Here is a 21377-nt window from a genome sequence, read left to right on the forward strand (position 1 = left end):
ACGCGATGAGGTAACCAGGTAACCATCATCGATAGCCTGAACTTGAAAACTTCCAGATTATTCCAATTATCTGGAGGCTTAGTTCAGTATTGCCATTTTTACGACATAGAGCCAACAAAATTTCCAATTCACTTGTTTTTAACCCTTGACATCACACCGTAGGACTTTTTTGAAAAATTTGCCGAGAATTTCGCCGTCACCATACCGGATATCCTAACATATGCTATTTTGGCGTTTAAAAACTTGGATCATCACATTTAAGATTACTCTATCTTATGCAATAAGGCAGAATATTTGACATTTTTCTTTTAGAAACAGGCTAAAGCCGGATAAGGAAAAAACCGGGCTGATATCGCCCGGCTTCCGGCTGCCGGATTACCGGTTCAGCAAGCTCCCGACATAGCGCAGCAGTTCATTGGCCGATGTGGAATTATAGCCGTAATCATCAATTAAACGCGCCACCACTTCATTGATCTTCTTCAACTGCTGTTCATCCGGCGTTTTTGTGGATGTTGTAATCTTGACAACGTCTTTTAAATCCGCAAACAATTTTTTCTGGATGGCTTCACGGAGCCGGTCGTGTGAATTATAATCAAACCGTTTCCCTTTTCTCGCATAAGCCGAAATGCGGATGAGGATTTCTTCCCGGAACGCTTTCTTCGCATTTTCCGAAATGCCGATCTGTTCTTCGATCGACCGCATCAGTTTTTCATCCGGATTAATTTCTTCGCCTGTTAAAGGATCATGCAGCTTCACTTTGTTGCAGAATGCTTCTACATTGTCGAGATAATTGTCCATCAGCGTTTTCGCCGATTCTTCATACGAATATACAAATGCTTTCTGCACTTCTTTTTTGGCAATTTCATCGTATTCTTTCCGCGCTAAAGAAATGAAATTCAAATACTTCTCTTTCAATTCCGGGGTAATCGACGGATGCTGGTCAAGCCCTTCCTTCAATGACAGAAGCACATCGAGGGCATTGATGGATTTCATTTCTTTTTTGATGATTGTAGAGGAAATACGGTTGATGACATAGCGCGGATCAATCCCGAACATGCCTTCATCCTGGTATTCATTTTTCAGTTCCTTTACATCCTGTGAATTGTACCCCTCTACTGCCATCCCGTCATACAAGCGCATTTTCTTAAGCAAATCGATATCCGCCCGCTTCGGTTCGCGCAACCTTGTTAAAATGGTAAACATCGCCGCAACTTTCAGCGTATGCGGAGCGATATGAATATCCGCCACATCGCTTTCCCGGATCATTTTTTCATAAATTTTCTCTTCCTCGGTTACCCGCAAATTATACGGAACCGGCATGACAATAATCCGTGAGTGCAAAGCTTCGTTTTTCTTATTGGCAATAAAAGAGCGGTATTCGGTCTCATTCGTGTGCGCGATGATCAATTCATCAGCAGAAATCAGCGCAAACCGGCCTGCTTTAAAATTTCCTTCCTGCGTCAGCGACAACAGATGCCAGAGAAATTTCTCATCGCATTTGAGCATTTCCTGAAATTCCATAATGCCGCGGTTGGCCTTGTTCAGTTCGCCGTCGAAACGGTAAGCGCGCGGATCCGATTCGGAACCGTACTCGGCAATGGTCGAAAAATCAATGCTGCCGGTTAGATCCGCGATATCCTGCGATTTCGGATCCGACGGGCTGAACGTGCCGATCCCCGTCCGCTTGTCTTCGGAAAAAAAGATCCTTTCAACGAGCACGTCTTCAATCCTTCCGCCATACTCTTCCTCCAGCCGCAGCATATTCAAAGGAGACAAATTGCCTTCAATCCGGATACCGTATTCCTCGTAAAAATCCGCCCGCAAATGTTGCGGAATCAAGTGAAGCGGATCTTCATGCATTGGGCAGCCTTTGATGGCAAATACAGCGCCCTGTTCAGTCCGCGAATACGCTTCAAGGCCCCGTTTTAACATTGTCACAAGCGTCGATTTTCCGCCGCTTACAGGTCCCATCAACAATAAAATCCGTTTTCTGACATCCAGCCTTTTCGCAGCCGGGTGGAAATATTCTTCCACCAATTTTTCAAGCGCCTCTTCCAAACCGAATAATTGATGGCTGAAAAAACGGTATTTTTTTACTCCGTCCACTTCCTCCACACCGGCATCCTTAATCATATTGTAAACTCGGGAATGAGCGGATTGTGCAACCCATGGCTTTTCTTTTAGCAAGTCAAGATACTCCCTGAACGTTCCTTCCCATCTCAGTTTTTCCTCTTCTTCACGGTAGTTTGTGAGTTTCCTCAGAATATCCATTTCGTACCTCCCCTTAGTCTTGTTGAAGAGACGTTTATATAATCTATGCCCCCAAGCGAGGGAACATGATAAAAAGAGACAACCTTATTCGGGACGAACGGACAGCGATAAACGCGAAAAACGAATAGGAAAAATTTCGTTTAGGGAGATTCTGGTGGATAAGGTACGTTCAAAAATTGAAAATAGGTGCATCTTTCAGTGAAATGGGCTATAATGAGGGGCAAAGAAGGAAAAACAGGGAGGATATCGAAGTGAAAACGTTCCTTATTATATTGGTAGCGATTTCATTCTTGTCCGCCATTTTCACGGCTGGATACGAAGACAAAGGGGAAAACTTCCGCGAGCAAGAGCCGGAGTATTAAAATGCTGCTCAAAGATTTTTTTGCACCGGGGATCTTCCGTGGGCAAAAGGCCAGGTGATCCCGACCATTTCCGGCATTGGCGCTTCCACACACGAAAGGCCGGGGAAATTCAGCCTGGCAGTGTGGCAGGGATTTTGAGCGGGCAAGGCCTAGAAAAAATGCAGCTTAAAACATTCGGAAGGGATTTTTCACCGGGATCTTTCGTGAGCACGGGCCGGATGATCCCGACCATTTCCGGCATTGGCGCTTCCACACACGAAAGGGCCGGGCGATGAACCAGCCCGGCCCTTTGTCATTTTAATCCTGGATAATGCTGCTGCCGCAACGCTTCATATACAAGGATGGCGGCAGTATTGGAAAGGTTAAGCGACCGCACTTTGTCTGTCATCGGAATACGCAGGCAGCGGTCCTTATTTTTTTCAATCAAGTCATTCGGCAGCCCCGAGGTTTCCCGGCCGAACATGAAATATAAATTTTTGTCCGGATCGCTGAAATCAAAATCCGTAAACGGCTTTTCGCCAAACGTCTCAATGTAGTATACTTCGCCGTCCGCATTTTTTTCAAAAAATTCTTCCAGTGAATCATAATAGACGATATTCACATGCTTCCAATAATCCAGCCCGGCTCTTTTTAACATTTTATCATCCGTTGAAAAGCCGAGCGGGCGGATCAGATGGAGCGTTGTCCCGGTCCCCGCGCAAGTGCGTGCAATATTGCCTGTGTTGGCGGGAATTTCCGGCTGGTACAATACAACATGCAAGCTCAACATTTGTCACCTCGGGACTTATTATAACACGTTTCTCAACTATCATCTTCAATGGTAAAAAACTTGTACTTGATATTCGGCGTATAGGCGGAAGAGTCTTCATACGTCCAGTACCGTTTACGGCTATTGGTCGTATGGGCATTCACAAGCGGCATCCCGTAATAATCATAACCCGTGACAATGAGCGTATGGTCAAACCGGCCGTCCCCCTGGAAATCGATACAAATGACGTCACCGTACTTCAGCTCCTGCGGTGACGAAACTTCCTTTGCGCGCAAACCGGTTTTAGAATACTGCAGGTATGTCTTAAACGAATGTGCAACCGTCCAGCTGTAACTCCAGTTATTGTGCATCATCCACCAGCCCTGTGCCCTGTCCGGGTATCCGCGCATCGGTGCCCCGCCGGCGTGAAGGCATTGCGAGATATAGTTCGTGCAGTCATCCGTAAACGATTTGTAAGCCGGATTAAAACGGTTCCACCACTTTTCCGCATACTGGACAGCTTTCATGCGGTCATACACGTATGCGATCCGTTCGCCGCCAGCTGCTCCAGTTTTCTGCTCCTCATCATCCGGCAGAGGACCGCGCCATTCCGGAATGTCCGGCACAAGTTCTTCGTCTTCATAAAGCCTTCCATCGTAAAAAGATGCTTTTCTTTCCTCCAATGCTTCTTCAATGTAAAAAGCCGCTTTTTGTTTGATCATATACTGCATATGCACCGTATAATAAAGAAAGCTGTGGCTTCCCTCCTGGTCAGCCCGGGTTACTTTTGCTTCCGCTTTCACCTTTACAATCCGGGCATCCCGATTTGAAAGCCCCGTCTTTTTTCGTTCAATATCTTCAAATTCCCGCTCTGTTCCTCGCCCGGTAAAGTGAGCAAGCCTGTTTTCAAGATGTGCCTGGATTTGTTCTTTCAATCAGAAAACCCCCTCTCTTCATCACTATATGATGAAAAAGCGGGGGAAATCAGTATCTGTATATTTTCGTGCTTTTTGAAAACGCAAAGATTCTTTTGTTTTGCTGAAAATTTGCGTTGGCGCTGCTTTTGGCACATAAAAAAGCGGCAGCCGTTATCAAGGAACGTGATACATTCCTAGAGCTTTCTTGACGCAGTACCGTTCCATGTGCCGATTTTTTGCCCGTCTCCACGAAAGAAACAGCATCGAAGTTGATCCTGAAAATAGGCGCCGGCTGATTTTCATTCTCCTGCTGGTGCCGCGTTCACAGCGATGGGCGTCTAATCAAAAAATGCAAGGCCTTTTTCGATTTCATTGCGGACATCCGGATCTTCTTCCTGTTCGCGTGCGGAAAGAAGTGCAGCTTTTGCTTCTTCCCCGCCGATTTTCCCAAGCGCCCAGCCTGCCGTCCCGCGAATAACCGGGCGCGGATCTTCCTGCAAAATTCGGATCAGCTCCGGTACTGCGCTTTCTTCCTTAAAATGGGCGAGCGCGATAATCGCGTTTCGCTGGATCGGCTTTTTCCCGCGCCACGATCCTGCCATATGGCCGAACCGTTCTTTAAACGCGCGGTTGCTGAGGCGGAGAATCGGTTCCAGAAGTGGCTTGGCCGCTTCCGGTTCCGGCTCCATTTCCTCATGAAAATGAAAATCAATCCCTTTGTTTTTCGGACAGATTGTCTGGCACGAATCACAACCGTACACGCGATTGCCGATTTTCCCTTTAAACTCGTCCGGCAAGTAATCTTTTGTCTGCGTTAAAAAGCTGATGCACCGTTTGGCATTCAGCTGCCCGGCAGAAACAAGCGCGCCGGTCGGACAGACATCTAGGCATTTCCGGCAGTCACCGCACTGGTCCTCAACAGGTGTATCCGGTTCAAACGGAATATTGGTAATCATCTCGCCTAAGTACACATAGGAACCAAATTCCGGTGTGATGATCGAACAATTTTTTCCGCTCCAGCCAATGCCGGCCCTCTCGGCTACCGCCCGGTCGGAGAGTTCCCCTGTATCGACCATCGATTTGCAGCGGGCCCCTTCCACTTTTTCTTTAAGAAAATCTTCCAGTTTCGAAAGCTTGTCCCTTAAGATGGTGTGATAGTCCTCGCCCCAAGAAGCCCGGCAAAAGATCCCGCGGCGTGCGCCTTTTTTCCCTTTCGGCGGATTCTTGATTTTGGACGGGTAGGCGAGCGCAACGGCAATAATCGACTGGGGCGAATCAAAAATTAAAGAAGGATTCACCCTTTTTTCAATATCTTTTTCCTCAAAGCCGGACTGGTAGCCGAGTTCCTGTTGACGGATCAGGCGCTGCTTCAACTCCGTAAACGGGTCTGGAGAAGCAAACCCGATTTTGTCGATTCCGATTGTTTTGCTGAAGGCAATGACTTCTTTTTTCAATTCGGCCGTATCCATGATTCACCTCCCCCGGAAAACAAATTATATAAAATGAACTTAATTTGCATTCAGCCCGAGCACCAATTTGCATGACGAGGACTTTTTGTACGGCAACAAGCGGCAATATGCGTATTGCTGCCATTAAAAACGTGCCATCATCAACTGTAAAAATGATTGTCACAATAAAAACGCAGGGATTCTCCCCCGCTTTCCGGGTGAAACACTGCGTTGCTTCTTACATACATCAAAACGATATGAACATTATATTAAAGACATCCGCTTCTGTAAAGAAACGCGGGGATCCGTCCATCAAAAAACTGTTACCCCTGTTACATTTTCCACCAACAGGGTAATGCAATAAAAAAATAAACAAAAAGGGGTGTGGAAATTGTTCGGCGAAATTATAAAACTTTCGCTCGGTTTTTTTGCGGTGATGAATCCGATCGGGAATATTCCGATCTTCATTTCATTAACCGGCGGATATTCCTTAAAGGATAAACGGAAAACCGCCCGCAAAGCGGTCATTGTTTCTTTTATCATACTAACGGTTTTTCTTTTGCTTGGAAAATTATTGTTCGAGGTCTTCGGGATTACGATTCATGCGTTTCGCGTTGCAGGGGGGATCTTAATCTTCGGGATTGCCTACAGCCTGCTGCACGCTAAAAATGCAAGATCGCAAAGCCCGCATCCGAATGAGCGGAAAGAAGTTGAAGCCCGGGATGACATCTCTATTACACCGCTTGCCCTCCCGATCCTGGCCGGGCCCGGGACGATCGCAACTGTCATGGCGCAGACGTCTTCCCATTCCCTGCCAAACCTGGCAAGTGTTTTAATCGGCTATACCATTGTGCTCGCTTTAACCTTTGTATTGTTTTATTATTCATCTTCGATTATCTCCAAGCTCGGGCAAAGCGGCCTTAACATTATAACAAGGCTGATGGGGCTGATTCTTGCCGTCATGGCGGTTCAAATGATCGCAAGCGGCATCCACGGGCTGTTCCCGAAGCTGTAAAACAATCCGCTTCCATATACGGAACATATGGATATCTGCGTCCCGTTCTGGTCCCCCGGTTGAAAAAACGGTGCCGGTTGCGGAAACAGCGGGGATTCCGCAAGCCAAGATTTGAAAATGCAGCACAATATCCAAGGATCATACGGGTATCTGAGTCGCATTCCGATCCCCCGTTGAAAAAACCGGTGCCGGTTGCGGAAACAGCGGGGTTCCGCAAGCCAAAATTTGAAAAGGCAGCACAATACCCAAGGATCATACGGGTATCTGAAAGCCCTGTTCCGGTTTCTTGGAATGAAAAAAGCCGGTGCCATGTGTCGGCACCGGTTTTTTCAGCTATGAAAGGATTCGGTTAAAACCGGAACAATTTGTTTTTTCCGTGATACAACGCCTTTTAAAGTGGCCGTGTTGTTTTCCAGCTTGACATTATAGGCTTTTTCCACAATATCCGCCGATTTGCCGAGTGCAAGTGCGACGGAATCGTTTGTTAAAATATCCGTTACAACAAACAGGAACAAATCAAGCCCTCTGTCTGTAATCTGCGCTTGGATCGCCTGTTCAATTTCCGCCTGTTTCACGAGCACGTCATTTGTATCAACGGCATTTACCTGGGCAATCACCACTTTATGGCCAGCCATATCAAATTCTTTGGAGTCAAGTGTAATCAGCTGTTCCACCGTTTTGTCACTTAAATCCGCGCCGGCTTTCAGCATTTCAAGGCCGTATGTATCTGCATCCACACCGGCAATTTCAGCCAGTTCTTTCGCTGCCTTCACATCTTCTTCCGTGCAAGTCGGGGATTTAAACAAAAGCGAGTCGGAGATGATCGCAGAAAGCATCAGGCCAGCTATTTCTTTACTGATTTCAACCCCATTCTCTTTGTAAAGTTTATTTAAAATCGTTGCTGTACAGCCGACCGGTTCCGCACGGTAATAGAGCGGGTCGCTCGTTTCAAAATTGGCGATGCGATGGTGGTCAATGACTTCAAGGACCCGCACGCTGTCAATGTCGTCCGCGCTTTGCTGGCGTTCATTATGGTCCACAAGAATGACATTTTCCACTTCGTTTGCAACCGTTTGAACGAGGCGCGGCGCTTCCATGTGGAATGTTTCCAATGCGAATTTCGTTTCATTGCTCAATTCTCCTAACCGGACCGCCTCCGCGTCAACGCCCAATTTTGTTTTTAACGCTGCATAGGCAATCGCTGAACAAATCGCATCCGTATCCGGGTTTTTATGGCCGAAAACAAGTACTTTTTCCATTTCTTTGCTCCTTTTCTAAAAAAATATGAAGGAAATCTGGCATAGACATTCCTATTATAAAACATTTCGGGAAAATTTTTAAACATTGTCCGCTGGATGGATCAGAAAAAATCGGAACGATCCGCTTTTGCCCATCATACGATATACCGGTTGAAAGTGAGGAGGGAATCCAATGTTTGTCCATCCGTTTGATGATCATGCCGGTTTGAGAAACACACAGCCTGACGCCGGGAACCAGCAGGCAGTATGGCTCGCCAATCTAATCCAGGCAATAAACGGCGAATATAGTGCCATCGCCTGCTACGAGCAAATCGCAAGGAGAGCCCCGTCTGCTGAAGCCCGTAACATCATTATGGAAATCCGTGATGATGAGATTCGCCATTTCCAGACATTTTCGCAGTTTTACACGAACCTCACAGGCAGAAGGCCGCAGCCGCAAATCAGCGAAGCCTGCCCTTCCACTTACAAAGGAGGGCTTGAATTTGCCGTGAAAGACGAACAAAACACGGTCGATTTTTACAGAGAATTGGCGCGTTCCGCAAATAGCCCTGCCATGAAGCAAGCGTTTCTTGAAGCGGCAAGAGACGAACAGCATCACGCCGTCTGGTTTCTTTATCTGCTCATCAATATCCGCTGACCGTGCGCTCAAACACCTGCCAAAAATTCCCGGATCACCCGCACAAATTCATGGGGCTCTTCAAGGTACGGCTGGTGTGAGCTGTTTTCAAACATATGGAATTTTGCCCCCGGTATGAGCCGGCTATAGGCCCTCGTTGTTTCCGGCCTGGCTTCATCGTAACGCCCGCAGGTAAATAAGGCAGGCAGCCTGATCTCATGCAGGCGGCCTGTTACGTCAAATGTTTTCAAATTGCCGGACGGGTAAAATTCTGACGGCCCCCACATCGTCAAGTATACTTCTTCATTCGGACGGGCAAATTCCGATTGCAAGACGGCCGGCTTTTCTTCAAGACGGTTGACAAATTTTTTATAGAAAACTTTCATTGCCTCTTTGTATTCCGGAGAGGATGTCCGCCCCTCGCGTTCTGAACGCGCCAAAATTTCCTGGACATCGGGCGGCAGCTGTTTCCGGTGTTCATCCTGATCCTCTTTCCACTGTGGAGCGCTCAGGCATGGCCCGGAAAATATAACGCTTTTTACCCCTGCCGGCTGCTTCAGCAAATAGTTTGCCGCAAGCATTGTTCCCCACGAATGGCCGAGGATGTGGACTTTATCCAATGCAAGTGCCTCACGAAGCCGGGCAAGCTCCTCTGTGAATCTGTCAATTGTCCAGAGTAAGGGGTCATCCGGGTGGTCTGATCTTCCGGAACCGAGCTGGTCGTAAAAGACAACCGGCCGTTCATCCCCGAGTGCTTCAAGGGCAAAAAACGGCATATGTGTCCCACCAGGCCCGCCGTGCAATACGATAAGCGGCGTTTTGCTTCCGGTGCCCGTTATTTTGTAAAAGACATTCCCTCCCGTGACTTTCACATATCCTTCTGCCATATTGGGTTAACCACCTTTCGCTTTCCCTCATCCATATTTTACTATACAAAGCCTTTTTTCTGGATATTTTTTACCCCTTTGTTTACAATACAAAATGCTGGTTAAAGCATAGCTGTAGACTGTAAAGATAATAAAAAGGGAGTTGACAACATGAGAAAATACATCAAATGGCTGGCCGTGTTTTGCTTGCTGCTTGCGTTAACGGCATGCGGAAAAAATACGGACAACCAGAACGCTTCAAAATCCAATGACTTATACGGCCAGATCAAATCAAAAGGCGTCCTTTTGATCGGGACAGAAGGAACATATCCGCCATTTTCTTTCCATAAAAACGGAAAATTAACAGGCTACGATATTGATGTTGCAAAAGAAGTTGCAAAACGGCTCGGATTAAAAGCCGAATTTAAAGAAACCCAGTGGGATGCCATGTTTGCCGGGCTCAATTCCAAACGGTTTGATATGATCGCAAACCAAGTCGGGATCCGCGCAGACCGCCAGAAAAAATATGATTTTTCCACACCATATACGATTTCAAAAGCCGTTGTCCTTGTACGCAAAGACAATACGAACATCAAGTCCTTTGCTGATTTAAAAGGCAAAAAATCAGCCCAATCGCTTACAAGCAACTTTGCCACTATTGCCAAGAAAAATGGTGCCAATATTGTAAGTGTGGAAGGCTTTAACCAAGCGATCCAGCTTTTGACTTCAAACCGTGTGGATGCAACGGTCAATGATTCCCTAACTTATCTGGATTACAAAAAGCAAAAACCGAATGCTGCCATTAAAGTTGCCGCCACCGCAAACGATGCCAGCAAATCCGCTCTTTTGTTCCGGAAACATTCAGGGAAATTGACAGACAAAGTAAATGATGCTTTAAAAGATATGAAAAAAGACGGCACACTAACAAAAATTTCAAAGAAATGGTTTGGTGAAGATGTTTCCCAATAACCTTGCGTTTATCAGCAGCAACCAGCTGCATTTGGTGCAAAGTTCCCTTCTGTCGATGCTGAAGGGAGCTTTGCATTATACGATTCCATTAACGATCATCACTTTCTGTATCGGTCTTGTGCTGGCACTTGCCACGGCGCTGGCACGAATTTCCGGTATTAAAATACTGGAATGGATTGCCCGAATCTATGTCTCAGCAATCCGCGGAACCCCGTTGCTTGTGCAATTATTTATCATTTTTTACGGGCTGCCGTCTGTGCACATTACCATTGGTTCTTTTCCAGCCGCCATTATCGGCTTTTCGCTCAATGTCGGCGCGTATGCATCAGAAATTATCAGGGCAGCGATTTTGTCGATTCCAAAGGGACAATGGGAAGCAGCCTATTCGATCGGGATGAACTATTCACAGGCTTTGAGAAGAATTGTACTCCCACAGGCCGTCCGCGTATCGGTACCGCCACTTTCTAATACGTTTATCAGTCTCGTGAAGGATACGTCTCTTGCTTCCTTGATTTTGGTGGCCGATCTGTTCCGTAAAGCCCAGGAAATTGCCTCCACCACTTATCAATTTATGCTGCTGTATGTCGAAGCGGCCTTTTTGTACTGGGTGATTTGTTTGATTCTCTCAATAATCCAGCAAAAGTTGGAAGGCCGTTTTGATAAATACATCAGCAAGTAAGGAGGGACCTGTATGATTCGAATAGAAGGGTTACATAAACAATTCGGCAACCTTGAAGTGCTGAAAGGCATTGACTTAACCATTGAAAAAGGGAAAGTGATCGTCATCATCGGCCCATCCGGTTCTGGTAAAACCACGCTGCTCCGCTGTATGAATGCCCTTGAAATCCCAAATCAAGGCAGAGTACAGATCGGTGATGTATCCGTTGACTTTTCCCAACATCCCAATAAAAAAGAACGCGCGGCTTTGCGGCAAAAATCCGGCATGGTTTTCCAACAGTACAATCTTTTCCCGCATAAAACGGTTCTCGAAAATGTGATTGAGGGGCCTATCATTGTAAAAAGGAAAAACCGCCAGGATGCAGTAAAAAAAGCTGAAATGCTGCTGGAAAAGGTAGGCCTGCTTGATAAAAAAGATGCGTATCCGGCAAGCCTTTCCGGCGGTCAGCAGCAGCGCGCCGGGATTGCGCGGGCGCTTGCGATGGAGCCGGAAGTAATGCTGTTTGACGAACCGACATCCGCACTGGACCCGGAACTTGTGAGCGGCGTGCTAAATGTGATGAAGGAGCTTGCTGAAGAAGGGATGACAATGGCCGTTGTCACACACGAAATGCGGTTTGCCCGCGAAGTTGCAGACAAGGTGATTTTCATGGATGGCGGTGTCATCCTGGAGCAAGGCAAACCGGAAGAAGTATTCCATCATCCAAAAAACGCACGGACCAAGCAATTCCTGCAGCTGATTCAAAGCTAATGAAACGGATCAGGTTTTTCGATATAAAACGAGCTGCCCTCTATCAGGCAGCTCGTTTTATATTACTTGATTTTTTCAGCCGAAAAAGGGGATACGGTGTGTGTGTCAACAACAGCAACCGGCACTTTTTCTTTTTTCTTTGATGTTAAGAAGGCGTACATGGCACCGACAAAGACGCCGCCGCCAATCATATTGCCGAGCGTTACCACACCAAGGTTGTGCAAAATGCCCACGAGTGTAATGGTATCCGGGTGTGGTGCGGCAAGTGCCAGCGAGAACAGCACCATATTGGCAATGCTGTGTTCGTAGCCTGAAATGACGAAGCCAAACACGAGCAGCATCATCGAAGCGATTTTAGCCCCGTCTCCCTTTACGTTTATCGGAACCCAGAACCCTAAACAAACAAGCCAGTTACAAAGAATCGAACGGAAAAACATTTGGGCCGTCGTCAGGCTAATTTTCCCACCAACAACCGACATTAAAAACTGGCTGTTATCCGAATCCGCATAGAGTCCGCTGTAATGGATAAACAGCGCGAAAATCGCCGCACCGATCAAATTTCCGGCATACGTTGCCACCCAGTTTGTGAGCGCATCTTTCCAAGTTGTCGCTTTTTTTACCGTGCTCATTGTCATCATCATCGTATTGCCGGTAAAAAGCTCGCCGCCGCCAAACATAATAAGCACAAGCGCTGCGCCAAAAAATATTGAAGCCATAAAGGAAGTAACCGGAGACTTCGCATCAAAAAACGGCTCAGCAAGACGGTAACATATTATAATGGCAAAACCGATGAACATACTTGCCAACGCTGCTTTTGTCACATAACGAAGCAAGGATTCTTCCAGATATTTTTTCTTATTTAATGCCATTTGAACAACAGATTCAACGGCCTCGTACATAAACACCATCTCCAACATGAAAAATGTTTAATTGTGAATCATATCACAAACAACTGCCTTTCTATCATATCCCCTTTTTCCCTGTTTGTGTTTGTATATATTTTGAACGTTTATGAAGCGATTACACGAGAAAAGACTATTGATAGGCCGTCAGAGCTGCCCTATTTTACAAGCCAAAATCCGAGAAAATATTATATGTATATAATATTCATATTTAACAAAAAAGTATTGCTATTAAAGTCCTTTTTCATTAAAATAAGTTACAGAAAGAGAAGATTTGAGGAAGGATATAGAAAAAAATTAATTGAACGGAAAATTGCGGAGGGTACAAATGCTGCAAAGTCATTCTTATCGAATACTACATAATAAACTCAGTTTGGTTTGTCTTCTCCTTATTTTATTCATTCCTTGTGTGGAAATCATACAATTACTTATCAACCAAATCCAGTTTGGTGATAAGTGGGATCCTGCTTTTGCATTTTTCCTGACAGGCTCAAGCAGAGCGCATGGAGCACAAATCGTCTTAATTTGGTTTTTGCCAATTTATTTCTTGATTGCTTTTTCGGACGATGCCATATTGGATTATAAATTGGGATACAGAAATGTAGTCGTTAATAAAATCGGAATCAAAAAATACTGTTCAGAAAAGATACTATATAAGATGAACTTAAGTTTTTGACAGCTCTAATCTAACAAGCAGCCGGTCAATGACTTCTTGGCTCTTTTGGCTGGCTTGTTTCATAAATTCCGCCACGTGGGAGCGAATTTGGTAAAATTTGCTGAAAAAGACGTTGTTTACGACATCTTGCTTTAGCCACTTCCATAATCCTTCCACTGGGTTCTACTCAGGGCTGTATTTAGGAAGAAAAACAAATTCCATTCGTGGATTTTCTTTCAGGAAATCCTTGATAAATTGTGATTGATGCACTTTGCTGTTGTCCAAAACCATTACAATTTTACCTTGCGGGTATTTACTTAAAATGAGTTCTACAAAACGTCTAAAGGCCAAGGAATTACTTTTTTCTTCTTCATAGTGCGTAATTTCGCCGGTTTCATAGTTTATGGCAGCGAACAGCTTTGCACCCTTATGCTGGCCGTATGTTTTGATTTTTCGCTGCTGTCCTTTTGGGAACCAGTTATACTGCAGAGCCTGATAAGCACGGATGAATGCCTCATCTTCGAATAACAGGTGATCGATGATCCCATTCTCCAGTTGCTGTTTTAGCTTTAGGAAAGTGACTTCTTTGAATGCTTTTTGCTCTTCAGGATCTGCTTTTGCCAAAGTATATGTGGCCTTTGTATAGCTAAACCCAAGCCGGTGTAACATTTTAGAAACGCCCCTTGGGGTATACGACTGTTGAAATTCACGCTGGATCCAATCGGCGATTAACGGGAGCGTCCAAGTGTATTTTGCTTCGAACCCAACTTCTGCAGGGGTTTTGTTTATAATGGTTTCGGCCAACTGCTTTTGTTGATCTTCCGTTAATTTCTCAGGTTTACCTGTTGGTTTTTTCATTTGAAGGCTGGAGATTCCTCCTTCTTCATAAGCATGACAGTAATTCATGACCGTTTGCCGGGTACGTCCTATAATCTTAGCAATTTCTGGATAAGTCCGGCCTTCTAAATGTAACAGCACAGAGAGATAACGCTCATAAAGATGTTTATCCCTTGTGTTTTGCATAGCGTTTCGCAATTGTTCAAGTTCTTGATTCAACATTTTTTCTCCGCCCTTTTTAGGATAGTTACAATCTATATACCCAAAAAAGGACCGAGGAAGTGAGCAAAAATGATTAATTCGTTTTATATAGATTAAAAAAAGATAAGAATGGAGATTACTTCATTCAACATTCCGGTTATTACAGAGTGGGAAAACAACTGCAAGAAGGAAAATATAGATTGTCTTTTGTTGACCATGAAAAAACGCATAACCGAAAACCATTTGTACAAATCACCTCATCAGATAGTACTATCCGTCAATCTTATTCATTTGAAAAGAAAAACCAAAGACAAATTAAATTGAACCTTAAAAATCAGGAAATATTAGAAATCCATAAAGGTTTCTCAAATGAATACCAAAATTACGTTATTTTGCTACAACCGCTGAGCAAATCATAAATTCCAAAACGGGCGATGAACGTACGATTTGTGTGCTTGTCGCTTTGTCTAATTTTACGTAACCCCTCCTAGGTAAACCATCAGGGAGCCATTTGCTTTGAATCTCTCGTATGGTTCTTCTAAAGGGGATTTTTTTCGTCCCTCTCCAATCCAACAGGCTCATCTTCCACTTGCCCAGAACCTGGTATGCATTGCGGGCGGTGGTTGCAATCCGGAAAATTTGCGCCAGCTGTTTTTTCCGTCGCGACATGGACGCCTGTCTTTTGAAAAAAGGTATAGACAAAAAATACCTGCAGGCCGGACACTTGGAAAAAGTGCCCAGCCTGCAGGTGCCAGTTTACTCAAATTCCCCTCCGTCTTCTTCCTTACATCGCTGCTTTTATAATCGCTTCCACTTCTTTTTGTGTTGGTTTGCGCGGGTTTGTGGCTGCGCACGCGTCCTGCATCGCATGCTGGGCGAGGATTTCGATATCTTCTTCTTTAGCCCCGAGTTCTTTAAAGCCTTTCGGAATGTTCAGCTGTGCTGCCAACCTTTCTATTGCTGTAATGGCTTTTTCCGCCGCTTCGTCGACGCTCAGGCCATCCGTCTTCTCACCCAGTGCAACGGCAATTTCTGCAAATCTTTCTTTCCGCGCAATCAGATTGAAACGGCACACATGCGGGAGCAAAATCGCATTGCAAACGCCGTGCGGCAAGTTATAGAAACCGCCGAACTGGTGCGCAATCGCGTGGACATAGCCCAAAGATGCATTATTAAACGCCATGCCTGCCAAATACTGCGCATATACCATTTGTTCACGCGCTTCCATATCATTGCCGTTTGCAACAGCCTTTGGCAAATATTGCGGAATAATTTGGATCGCTTTAATGGCGCATGCATCTGTTACCGGTGTGGCCGCAGTTGAAACATACGCTTCCACTGCATGGGTCAAAGCGTCAAGCCCCGTTGCCGCAGTTAAAGACGGCGGCATCCCGACCATTAATAATGGATCATTAATGGACAAAACCGGTGTCACATGTTTATCTACAATCGCCATTTTCACTTTCCGACTCGTATCGGTAATAATCGTAAATTTTGTCATTTCGCTGGCAGTCCCGGCTGTTGTATTAATTGCAACGAGCGGCACCATTGGTTTTTCAGAACGGTCCAGCCCTTCATAATCATGGATTTTGCCCCCATTGGCCGCAACGAGCCCGATCCCTTTTGCACAGTCATGCGCGCTCCCGCCGCCAAGTGAAACGATTGAATCGCAATTTTCTTCATGATAGGTTTTTAACCCGTCTTCCACATTTTTGTCTGTCGGATTTGGTTCAGCCTTCGGATAGATCGCCACTTCCAGGCCGGCTTCTTTTATATAGGCTGCAATTTTTTCGGAATACCCCAGTTGGTGGAGCCCTTCATCGGTTACAATCAGCGGTCTGCGACACCCAAGATTTTTCAGCCTGTTTCCAATTTCTTCTGCCGTCCCCTGTCCAAACAAGTTTACGGAAGGCATTTGAAAATCAGTACGTAATCCTGTTAACATCTTTCCCCACTCCTTTTATGTAACTGCTTACATGAAAAATATAACGCAAACGCTTTCATCTGGCTGTGCCAATTTTGTGAAATATTGAGCATGTTACCAAATCACAAACTCTCCCCAAGAAAAATAATCATGTGAAAAACTGATCAATTTGTGTTATAACACGCTTTCATCGCATTTTTCTATTATATATCTACGGCCAAATGTTTTGAACATTCTTTGACAACTGTTTTTTTTGGCCCCAAAATGTGAACGCTATCACTATCTTTTTAAAATCGACCATGCTAAAATGAAAGCGTAATAAGAAATGTTCACTATTTAACAAACAAACATCCAATTCTGAAGGCAGCTCATTAATAGGCTTAAAGGAGGCCATTTAAAATGACTGAACAATTACTGACAAAAGCAACGCTCTCCAAAAAACAATGGGAAGGCTTCAAAGGAGGAAACTGGCAAAAAGAAATCGATGTAAGGGACTTTATTCTGAAAAATGTAACCCCTTACGAAGGCGATGAAAGCTTTCTTGCCGGCCCGACTGAAGCCACTTTAAAATTATGGGATCAGGTCATGGAACTGTCGAAACAGGAACGCGAAAAAGGCGGCGTCCTGGATATGGATACGAAAATTGTATCTACCATTACATCGCATGGCCCGGGCTATTTAAACAAAGAACTTGAAAAAATTGTCGGTTTCCAAACCGATAAACCGTTCAAACGTTCGATGATGCCGTTTGGCGGAATCCGGATGGCAGAAAGTGCCTTAAAATCTTACGGCTATGAAATTGATCCGGAAATCAAACATATTTTTACAGAATGGCGGAAAACCCATAACCAAGGTGTATTCGATGCCTACACACCGGAAATCAAAGCTGCACGGCATGCCGGCATTGTAACAGGCCTTCCGGATGCTTACGGCCGCGGCCGCATTATCGGCGACTACCGGCGCGTTGCCCTTTACGGTGTAGATTATTTAATTGAGCAAAAGAAAAAAGATCTCGATTTAATCGGCTGCGGCTTGATGACAGAAGAAGTCATCCGTGAACGTGAAGAACATTCGGAACAAATTCGTGCATTGCAAGAATTGAAACAAATGGCACAAAGCTACGGATTCGATATTTCCGAACCGGCTTCAAACGCACACGAAGCTTTCCAATGGCTGTATTTCGCGTATCTGGCTGCCATTAAAGAACAAAATGGCGCGGCCATGAGTCTTGGGCGCACATCCACTTTCCTTGACATTTATATTGAAAGAGATTTGAAAAACGGCGTCCTGACTGAACGGGAAGCACAAGAACTCGTCGACCACTTTGTCATGAAACTCCGCCTCGTCAAATTTGCACGGACGGAAGACTATAATGAACTGTTCAGCGGCGACCCGACATGGGTAACAGAATCGATCGGCGGCATGGCTTTGGACGGCCGTACACTCGTTACGAAAAACTCGTTCCGCTTCCTGAACACGCTTGATAATCTCGGCCCTGCGCCGGAACCGAACCTGACCGTGCTCTGGTCGACGAAACTGCCGGATAAATGGAAACAATATTGCGCGAAAATGTCGATCAAGACAAGCGCCATCCAATATGAAAACGATGACTTAATGCGTGAAGAATACGGCGATGATTATGGCATTGCCTGCTGTGTATCGGCGATGCGGATCGGCAAACAAATGCAATTCTTCGGCGCCCGCGCCAACCTGGCAAAAGCTTTGCTGTATGCGATTAACGGCGGCGTTGATGAACGGTATAAAATGCAAGTCGCACCTCCGTTCCAGCCGATCACATCGGAATATCTCGATTACGATGAAGTCATGGAAAAATACGATCGGATGCTAGACTGGCTTGCAGGCGTTTATATCAATGCTTTGAACATCATTCATTATATGCATGACAAATACAGCTACGAACGGCTTGAAATGGCATTGCATGACCGCAATGTACTGCGCACGATGGCTTGCGGCGTTGCCGGCTTGTCTGTTGCGGCCGACTCTCTAAGCGCCATCAAATATGCGAAAGTAAAAGTCATCCGTGACGAAGATGGCCTTGCCGTTGACTATGAAGTCGAAGGCGATTATCCGAAATACGGCAACAACGATGACCGCGTCGACCAAATTGCCGTCAATCTCGTCAAGTCGTTTATGCAAAAACTGCAAAAATATCCGACTTACCGGAACGCTGTCCATACTTCTTCGATCCTGACAATTACATCGAACGTTGTATACGGCAAGAAAACAGGAAGCACACCGGACGGCCGGAAAGCAGGCGAACCGTTCGCCCCTGGCGCAAACCCGATGCACGGCCGCGATTCGCACGGCGCAGTCGCATCGTTGACATCTGTTGCGAAACTGCCTTATAAATATTCGCTTGACGGCATTTCCAACACTTTCTCGATTGTCCCGGAAGCGCTCGGACACGAAGAAGAAACACAGGTCTCCAACCTGGACGGCATGCTGGACGGCTATATGGCGAAAAAAGCGCACCACTTAAACGTCAACGTCCTGCATCGCGAAACATTGCTGGATGCGATGGATCATCCGGAAAAATATCCGCAATTGACGATCCGTGTATCGGGATATGCGGTAAACTTCATTAAATTGACAAGGGAACAACAACTTGAAGTCATTAACCGCACGTTCCATGAAATGATGTAAACTGATTCGGGCGGCATGCACCTGCGTGCCCCCTCCCCCCTATTAAACACTTAACTTATGGGGAATCTATATAGAAGGATTTGATTGAGATGAACATGACAACGCGCATTCATTCCACTGAATCGTTTGGCACAGTCGACGGGCCCGGCATCCGCTATGTCGTATTTACGCAAGGCTGCCCGCTGCGCTGCAAATTCTGCCACAACCCAGATACATGGAAAATCAATGAAGGCAATGAAATGAGCGTCGAAGAGATTATGAGCGATGTGCGCGATTACCTGCCTTTTATTGAAGCTTCCGGCGGTGGCATTACAGTGAGCGGCGGTGAACCGCTTTTGCACCTCGATTTTCTGATCGAATTGTTTAAAGCGTGCAAAGAAATTGGCGTCCATACTGCCATTGACACAGCGGGCGGATGTTTCTCGCGCAGTTCCCGGTTTATGGAAAAACTGGATGAATTGATGAAATATACAAATCTTGTATTATTGGACATCAAGCATATTGACCCGGAAAAGCATAAATGGCTGACCGGCATGTCAAATGAGCATATTCTCGATTTCGCCCGGTATCTCGCTGACAAGCATATTCCGGTCTGGATCCGCCATGTGCTCGTTCCCGGCGTCGATTCAGAAGAAGATTTGCAAAAAACATCTGATTTTATCCATTCGCTGCCAAACGTCGAAAAAATCGAAATCCTTCCGTACCATAAGTTAGGCGTCTACAAATACGAGGCGCTCGGCATCGACTATCCCCTCAAAGGTGTCGAACCGCCGACAAAAGAACAAGTTGCACATGCGGAACAGATTTTAAAAAGGGAATTGCAGTAAAGAAAAAGCGCCGGCTGTCCGCCGGCACTTTTTTATTCCGCCTAAAAGAACGATACAATGTTAAGAAAGCGGAAAAACTTAGAGCTCCTCTCCCCTGAAAAATTGCCCCGGGGTTTTTTATCCTTTTGCTGGTAACGCGTCATACGGCAAGATAAACGGCAAAATGGTCGCCTTCCTTCGCCTAGAGCACGTCTACCTAAGCTTCGCTGATGATCCACTATCGCCCATGCGCAACGGCCACGGCACTAGGCAAAAGTACATCATCCCAAATTTCCAGGATTGCCTCCGGAGAAAGCTTTTCTCAATTGCAACAGTTCATGCGCAAGCTTTCGGATGCGTGCCTGGATATCGGCATTGATGATTTCATTGTCCTCATTAAAATCATCATTGTGGATAAAAACATTGCGGACCGCACAGGTGGCCTTTAAAAAGGTTAACACCGGTTTCAGCTGGTATTCAGCAACAAGAAAATGTTTGTCCGAGCCGCCGTTCATCACAATGCCGCATACTTTGGACTGAAAAGCATCGCGGTGCAAATGGTCGAGCAAATTTTTCAAAGCGCCTGTAATGGACGCCTGGTAAATTGGCGAGCCAAAAACAAGGATATCCGCTTCAAGCATTTTATTAACGGCCGCAATCGTATCATCATTGTAATAAGAAAGTGGAAACCCTCTTGCAAACTCCACTTCATAATCTTTTAAATCGAGCAGTTCAGTTTCCGCTTCCGGATCTTCCGCTTTAATTGCCATAAGCACCTCATATACACCAATGGAGGTCTTCTCACCGGTAAGCGAGCCGGATATACCTAAAATTTTCACCGTTTCCACTTCCTGATGTCATTTGAAATTTTCCTTAATATATGCCGCTTCTTCAGAAGGCGTCAGCCGCCGCTCCGCTTTTCCGATGTTGCCTTTCTGGTAGGCCCAAATCTCATTATGGGCCTTCACCGCATTGCTGAAATCGCCTTTTTTCCACGGTTTTAATATACCGAGCAGCATATCCTGCAGTTCTGTATCCGCAAAAGTTTGATTGCTAATTGCCGAATACAGGGCGTCCACCTTTTCTTTTGTGATTTCGGAAGCTCCCCATTTTTCATTTGCCGCCACTTTTTGATGCGTCATATTATGTACTTCCTGCACCAATGCTTCTTCGCTCATGCTTTTGTATGCCGAAAGTTTGCGCTCAGGCGTCTTCTGGCAGAAGCTTTCCTGTATAACCGCTTTTGCAGCCGTCTCTTCCTCTGCAGCCGGTTTTTTCGAAGGTGCTGCCTCCGTTGCAATCGCTTCTCCTTTGTTAAAGTAAAAATAAGTGACACCTGCAATAAACATAAACACAGCAATCCCCATCCCAACGACAAACCGTTGAAACACAGCATCTCCCCCTTTGCTTATCATACGAAATTCGTGCTGCCCCGTAAAAAATCCTGCTTTATCATTGTATTAATGCAGCGAAAAAATTTTACCGGAA

At 45.6% G+C, this 21377-nt stretch carries 18 protein-coding genes and 1 pseudogene; 8 read left to right on the forward strand and 11 right to left on the reverse strand.

The annotated features are described in order from the left end of the window. Positions 1-375 precede the first annotated feature (375 nt). The 4 genes from P9687_RS04690 to queG all read right to left on the reverse strand — a co-directional run bounded on the left by P9687_RS04690 (position 376) and on the right by queG (position 5767). A complete protein-coding gene (locus tag P9687_RS04690) occupies positions 376-2271 on the reverse strand; it encodes a PrkA family serine protein kinase (RefSeq protein WP_014097432.1) in 1896 nt (631 codons plus the stop codon). Between the two features lie 654 nt (positions 2272-2925). Beyond that, positions 2926-3399: a tRNA (uridine(34)/cytosine(34)/5-carboxymethylaminomethyluridine(34)-2'-O)-methyltransferase TrmL gene (trmL, locus tag P9687_RS04695; RefSeq protein WP_026104609.1), complete on the reverse strand. Its 474-nt coding sequence runs from the start codon at positions 3397-3399 to the stop codon at positions 2926-2928. A gap of 35 nt (positions 3400-3434) precedes the next feature. Further along, a complete protein-coding gene (locus tag P9687_RS04700) occupies positions 3435-4316 on the reverse strand; it encodes an amidase domain-containing protein (RefSeq protein ID WP_019721276.1) in 882 nt (293 codons plus the stop codon). Positions 4317-4636: 320 nt separating this feature from the next. Further along, entirely contained in the window at positions 4637-5767 is a 1131-nt protein-coding gene (gene queG, locus P9687_RS04705) for a tRNA epoxyqueuosine(34) reductase QueG (protein ID WP_035189499.1), read from the reverse strand. Between the two features lie 370 nt (positions 5768-6137). On the opposite strand from queG, the gene P9687_RS04710 reads away from it, so the two are divergent. Then, a complete protein-coding gene (locus P9687_RS04710) occupies positions 6138-6761 on the forward strand; it encodes a MarC family protein (protein WP_017551342.1) in 624 nt (207 codons plus the stop codon). 329 nt (positions 6762-7090) lie between these two features. Here the strand turns inward: P9687_RS04710 and P9687_RS04715 are convergent, their stop codons facing one another. Beyond that, positions 7091-8020: a manganese-dependent inorganic pyrophosphatase gene (locus P9687_RS04715; RefSeq protein WP_017551344.1), complete on the reverse strand. Its 930-nt coding sequence runs from the start codon at positions 8018-8020 to the stop codon at positions 7091-7093. 172 nt (positions 8021-8192) lie between these two features. Here P9687_RS04715 and P9687_RS04720 point away from each other — a divergent pair, with 172 nt between their 5' ends. Then, positions 8193-8657, forward strand: coding sequence for a ferritin-like domain-containing protein (locus tag P9687_RS04720; protein WP_014097426.1), 465 nt, complete (start codon positions 8193-8195; stop codon positions 8655-8657). Between the two features lie 8 nt (positions 8658-8665). Here the strand turns inward: P9687_RS04720 and P9687_RS04725 are convergent, their stop codons facing one another. Further along, on the reverse strand, positions 8666-9523 hold the full coding sequence (locus P9687_RS04725; protein WP_014097425.1) for a proline iminopeptidase-family hydrolase: 858 nt from the start codon (positions 9521-9523) through the stop codon (positions 8666-8668). A 150-nt stretch (positions 9524-9673) separates the two neighbouring features. On the opposite strand from P9687_RS04725, the gene P9687_RS04730 reads away from it, so the two are divergent. From P9687_RS04730 to P9687_RS04740, 3 genes are read left to right on the forward strand one after another with little or no spacing between them, the layout of a single operon-like run. Continuing rightward, complete coding sequence (locus tag P9687_RS04730) at positions 9674-10471, forward strand: amino acid ABC transporter substrate-binding protein (protein WP_014097424.1); 798 nt, start codon at positions 9674-9676, stop codon at positions 10469-10471. Next, positions 10458-11150 carry an amino acid ABC transporter permease gene (locus P9687_RS04735; RefSeq protein ID WP_014097423.1) on the forward strand — a complete coding sequence of 231 codons (693 nt, stop codon included), beginning with the start codon at positions 10458-10460 and terminating at the stop codon, positions 11148-11150. The genes P9687_RS04730 and P9687_RS04735 overlap by 14 nt, the downstream gene beginning before the upstream one ends. Positions 11151-11162: 12 nt before the next feature. Continuing rightward, positions 11163-11900, forward strand: a complete 738-nt coding sequence (locus tag P9687_RS04740; protein ID WP_061565103.1) for an amino acid ABC transporter ATP-binding protein — start codon at positions 11163-11165, stop codon at positions 11898-11900. Between the two features lie 62 nt (positions 11901-11962). Here P9687_RS04740 and P9687_RS04745 read toward each other — a convergent pair whose 3' ends face one another. Both P9687_RS04745 and P9687_RS04750 read right to left on the reverse strand, forming a co-directional pair. After that, positions 11963-12799, reverse strand: a complete 837-nt coding sequence (locus tag P9687_RS04745) for a formate/nitrite transporter family protein (protein ID WP_026683951.1) — start codon at positions 12797-12799, stop codon at positions 11963-11965. 667 nt (positions 12800-13466) lie between these two features. Then, positions 13467-14516, reverse strand: a pseudogene (locus P9687_RS04750) (IS630 family transposase). Positions 14517-14662: 146 nt separating this feature from the next. On the opposite strand from P9687_RS04750, the gene P9687_RS04755 reads away from it, so the two are divergent. Further along, a complete protein-coding gene (locus P9687_RS04755) occupies positions 14663-14914 on the forward strand; it encodes a hypothetical protein (RefSeq protein ID WP_142010184.1) in 252 nt (83 codons plus the stop codon). A 365-nt stretch (positions 14915-15279) separates the two neighbouring features. On the opposite strand, the gene P9687_RS04760 is transcribed toward P9687_RS04755, so the two are convergent. Continuing rightward, entirely contained in the window at positions 15280-16440 is a 1161-nt protein-coding gene (locus P9687_RS04760; RefSeq protein ID WP_017551801.1) for an iron-containing alcohol dehydrogenase, read from the reverse strand. A gap of 378 nt (positions 16441-16818) precedes the next feature. Here P9687_RS04760 and pflB point away from each other — a divergent pair, with 378 nt between their 5' ends. Next, complete coding sequence (gene pflB, locus P9687_RS04765) at positions 16819-19083, forward strand: formate C-acetyltransferase (RefSeq protein WP_017551800.1); 2265 nt, start codon at positions 16819-16821, stop codon at positions 19081-19083. 89 nt (positions 19084-19172) lie between these two features. Beyond that, on the forward strand, positions 19173-19910 hold the full coding sequence (pflA, locus tag P9687_RS04770; protein ID WP_017551799.1) for a pyruvate formate-lyase-activating protein: 738 nt from the start codon (positions 19173-19175) through the stop codon (positions 19908-19910). 260 nt (positions 19911-20170) lie between these two features. On the opposite strand, the gene P9687_RS04775 is transcribed toward pflA, so the two are convergent. Next, positions 20171-20728, reverse strand: coding sequence for an NADPH-dependent FMN reductase (locus P9687_RS04775; protein ID WP_017551798.1), 558 nt, complete (start codon positions 20726-20728; stop codon positions 20171-20173). Between the two features lie 18 nt (positions 20729-20746). Then, positions 20747-21280, reverse strand: coding sequence for a DUF6241 domain-containing protein (locus P9687_RS04780; protein ID WP_017551797.1), 534 nt, complete (start codon positions 21278-21280; stop codon positions 20747-20749). Between the last annotated feature and the right edge of the window lie 97 nt (positions 21281-21377).

This window comes from Weizmannia sp. CD-2023 (assembly GCF_036225245.1).
In the GTDB taxonomy this organism is placed as follows: Bacteria; Bacillota; Bacilli; order Bacillales; family Bacillaceae_C; genus Weizmannia; species Weizmannia faecalis.

Bases quoted from the DNA above. Each gene is read 5' to 3' on its own strand.
- P9687_RS04690 (WP_014097432.1), bottom strand. From the start codon at position 2,271: ATGGATATTCTGAGGAAACTCACAAACTACCGTGAAGAAGAGGAAAAA.
- queG (WP_035189499.1), bottom strand. From the start codon at position 5,767: ATGGATACGGCCGAATTGAAAAAAGAAGTCATTGCCTTCAGCAAAACA.
- P9687_RS04715 (WP_017551344.1), bottom strand. From the start codon at position 8,020: ATGGAAAAAGTACTTGTTTTCGGCCATAAAAACCCGGATACGGATGCG.
- P9687_RS04720 (WP_014097426.1), top strand. From the start codon at position 8,193: ATGTTTGTCCATCCGTTTGATGATCATGCCGGTTTGAGAAACACACAG.
- P9687_RS04725 (WP_014097425.1), bottom strand. From the start codon at position 9,523: ATGGCAGAAGGATATGTGAAAGTCACGGGAGGGAATGTCTTTTACAAA.
- P9687_RS04730 (WP_014097424.1), top strand. From the start codon at position 9,674: ATGAGAAAATACATCAAATGGCTGGCCGTGTTTTGCTTGCTGCTTGCG.
- P9687_RS04735 (WP_014097423.1), top strand. From the start codon at position 10,458: ATGTTTCCCAATAACCTTGCGTTTATCAGCAGCAACCAGCTGCATTTG.
- P9687_RS04740 (WP_061565103.1), top strand. From the start codon at position 11,163: ATGATTCGAATAGAAGGGTTACATAAACAATTCGGCAACCTTGAAGTG.
- P9687_RS04745 (WP_026683951.1), bottom strand. From the start codon at position 12,799: ATGTACGAGGCCGTTGAATCTGTTGTTCAAATGGCATTAAATAAGAAA.
- P9687_RS04760 (WP_017551801.1), bottom strand. From the start codon at position 16,440: ATGTTAACAGGATTACGTACTGATTTTCAAATGCCTTCCGTAAACTTG.
- pflB (WP_017551800.1), top strand. From the start codon at position 16,819: ATGACTGAACAATTACTGACAAAAGCAACGCTCTCCAAAAAACAATGG.
- pflA (WP_017551799.1), top strand. From the start codon at position 19,173: ATGAACATGACAACGCGCATTCATTCCACTGAATCGTTTGGCACAGTC.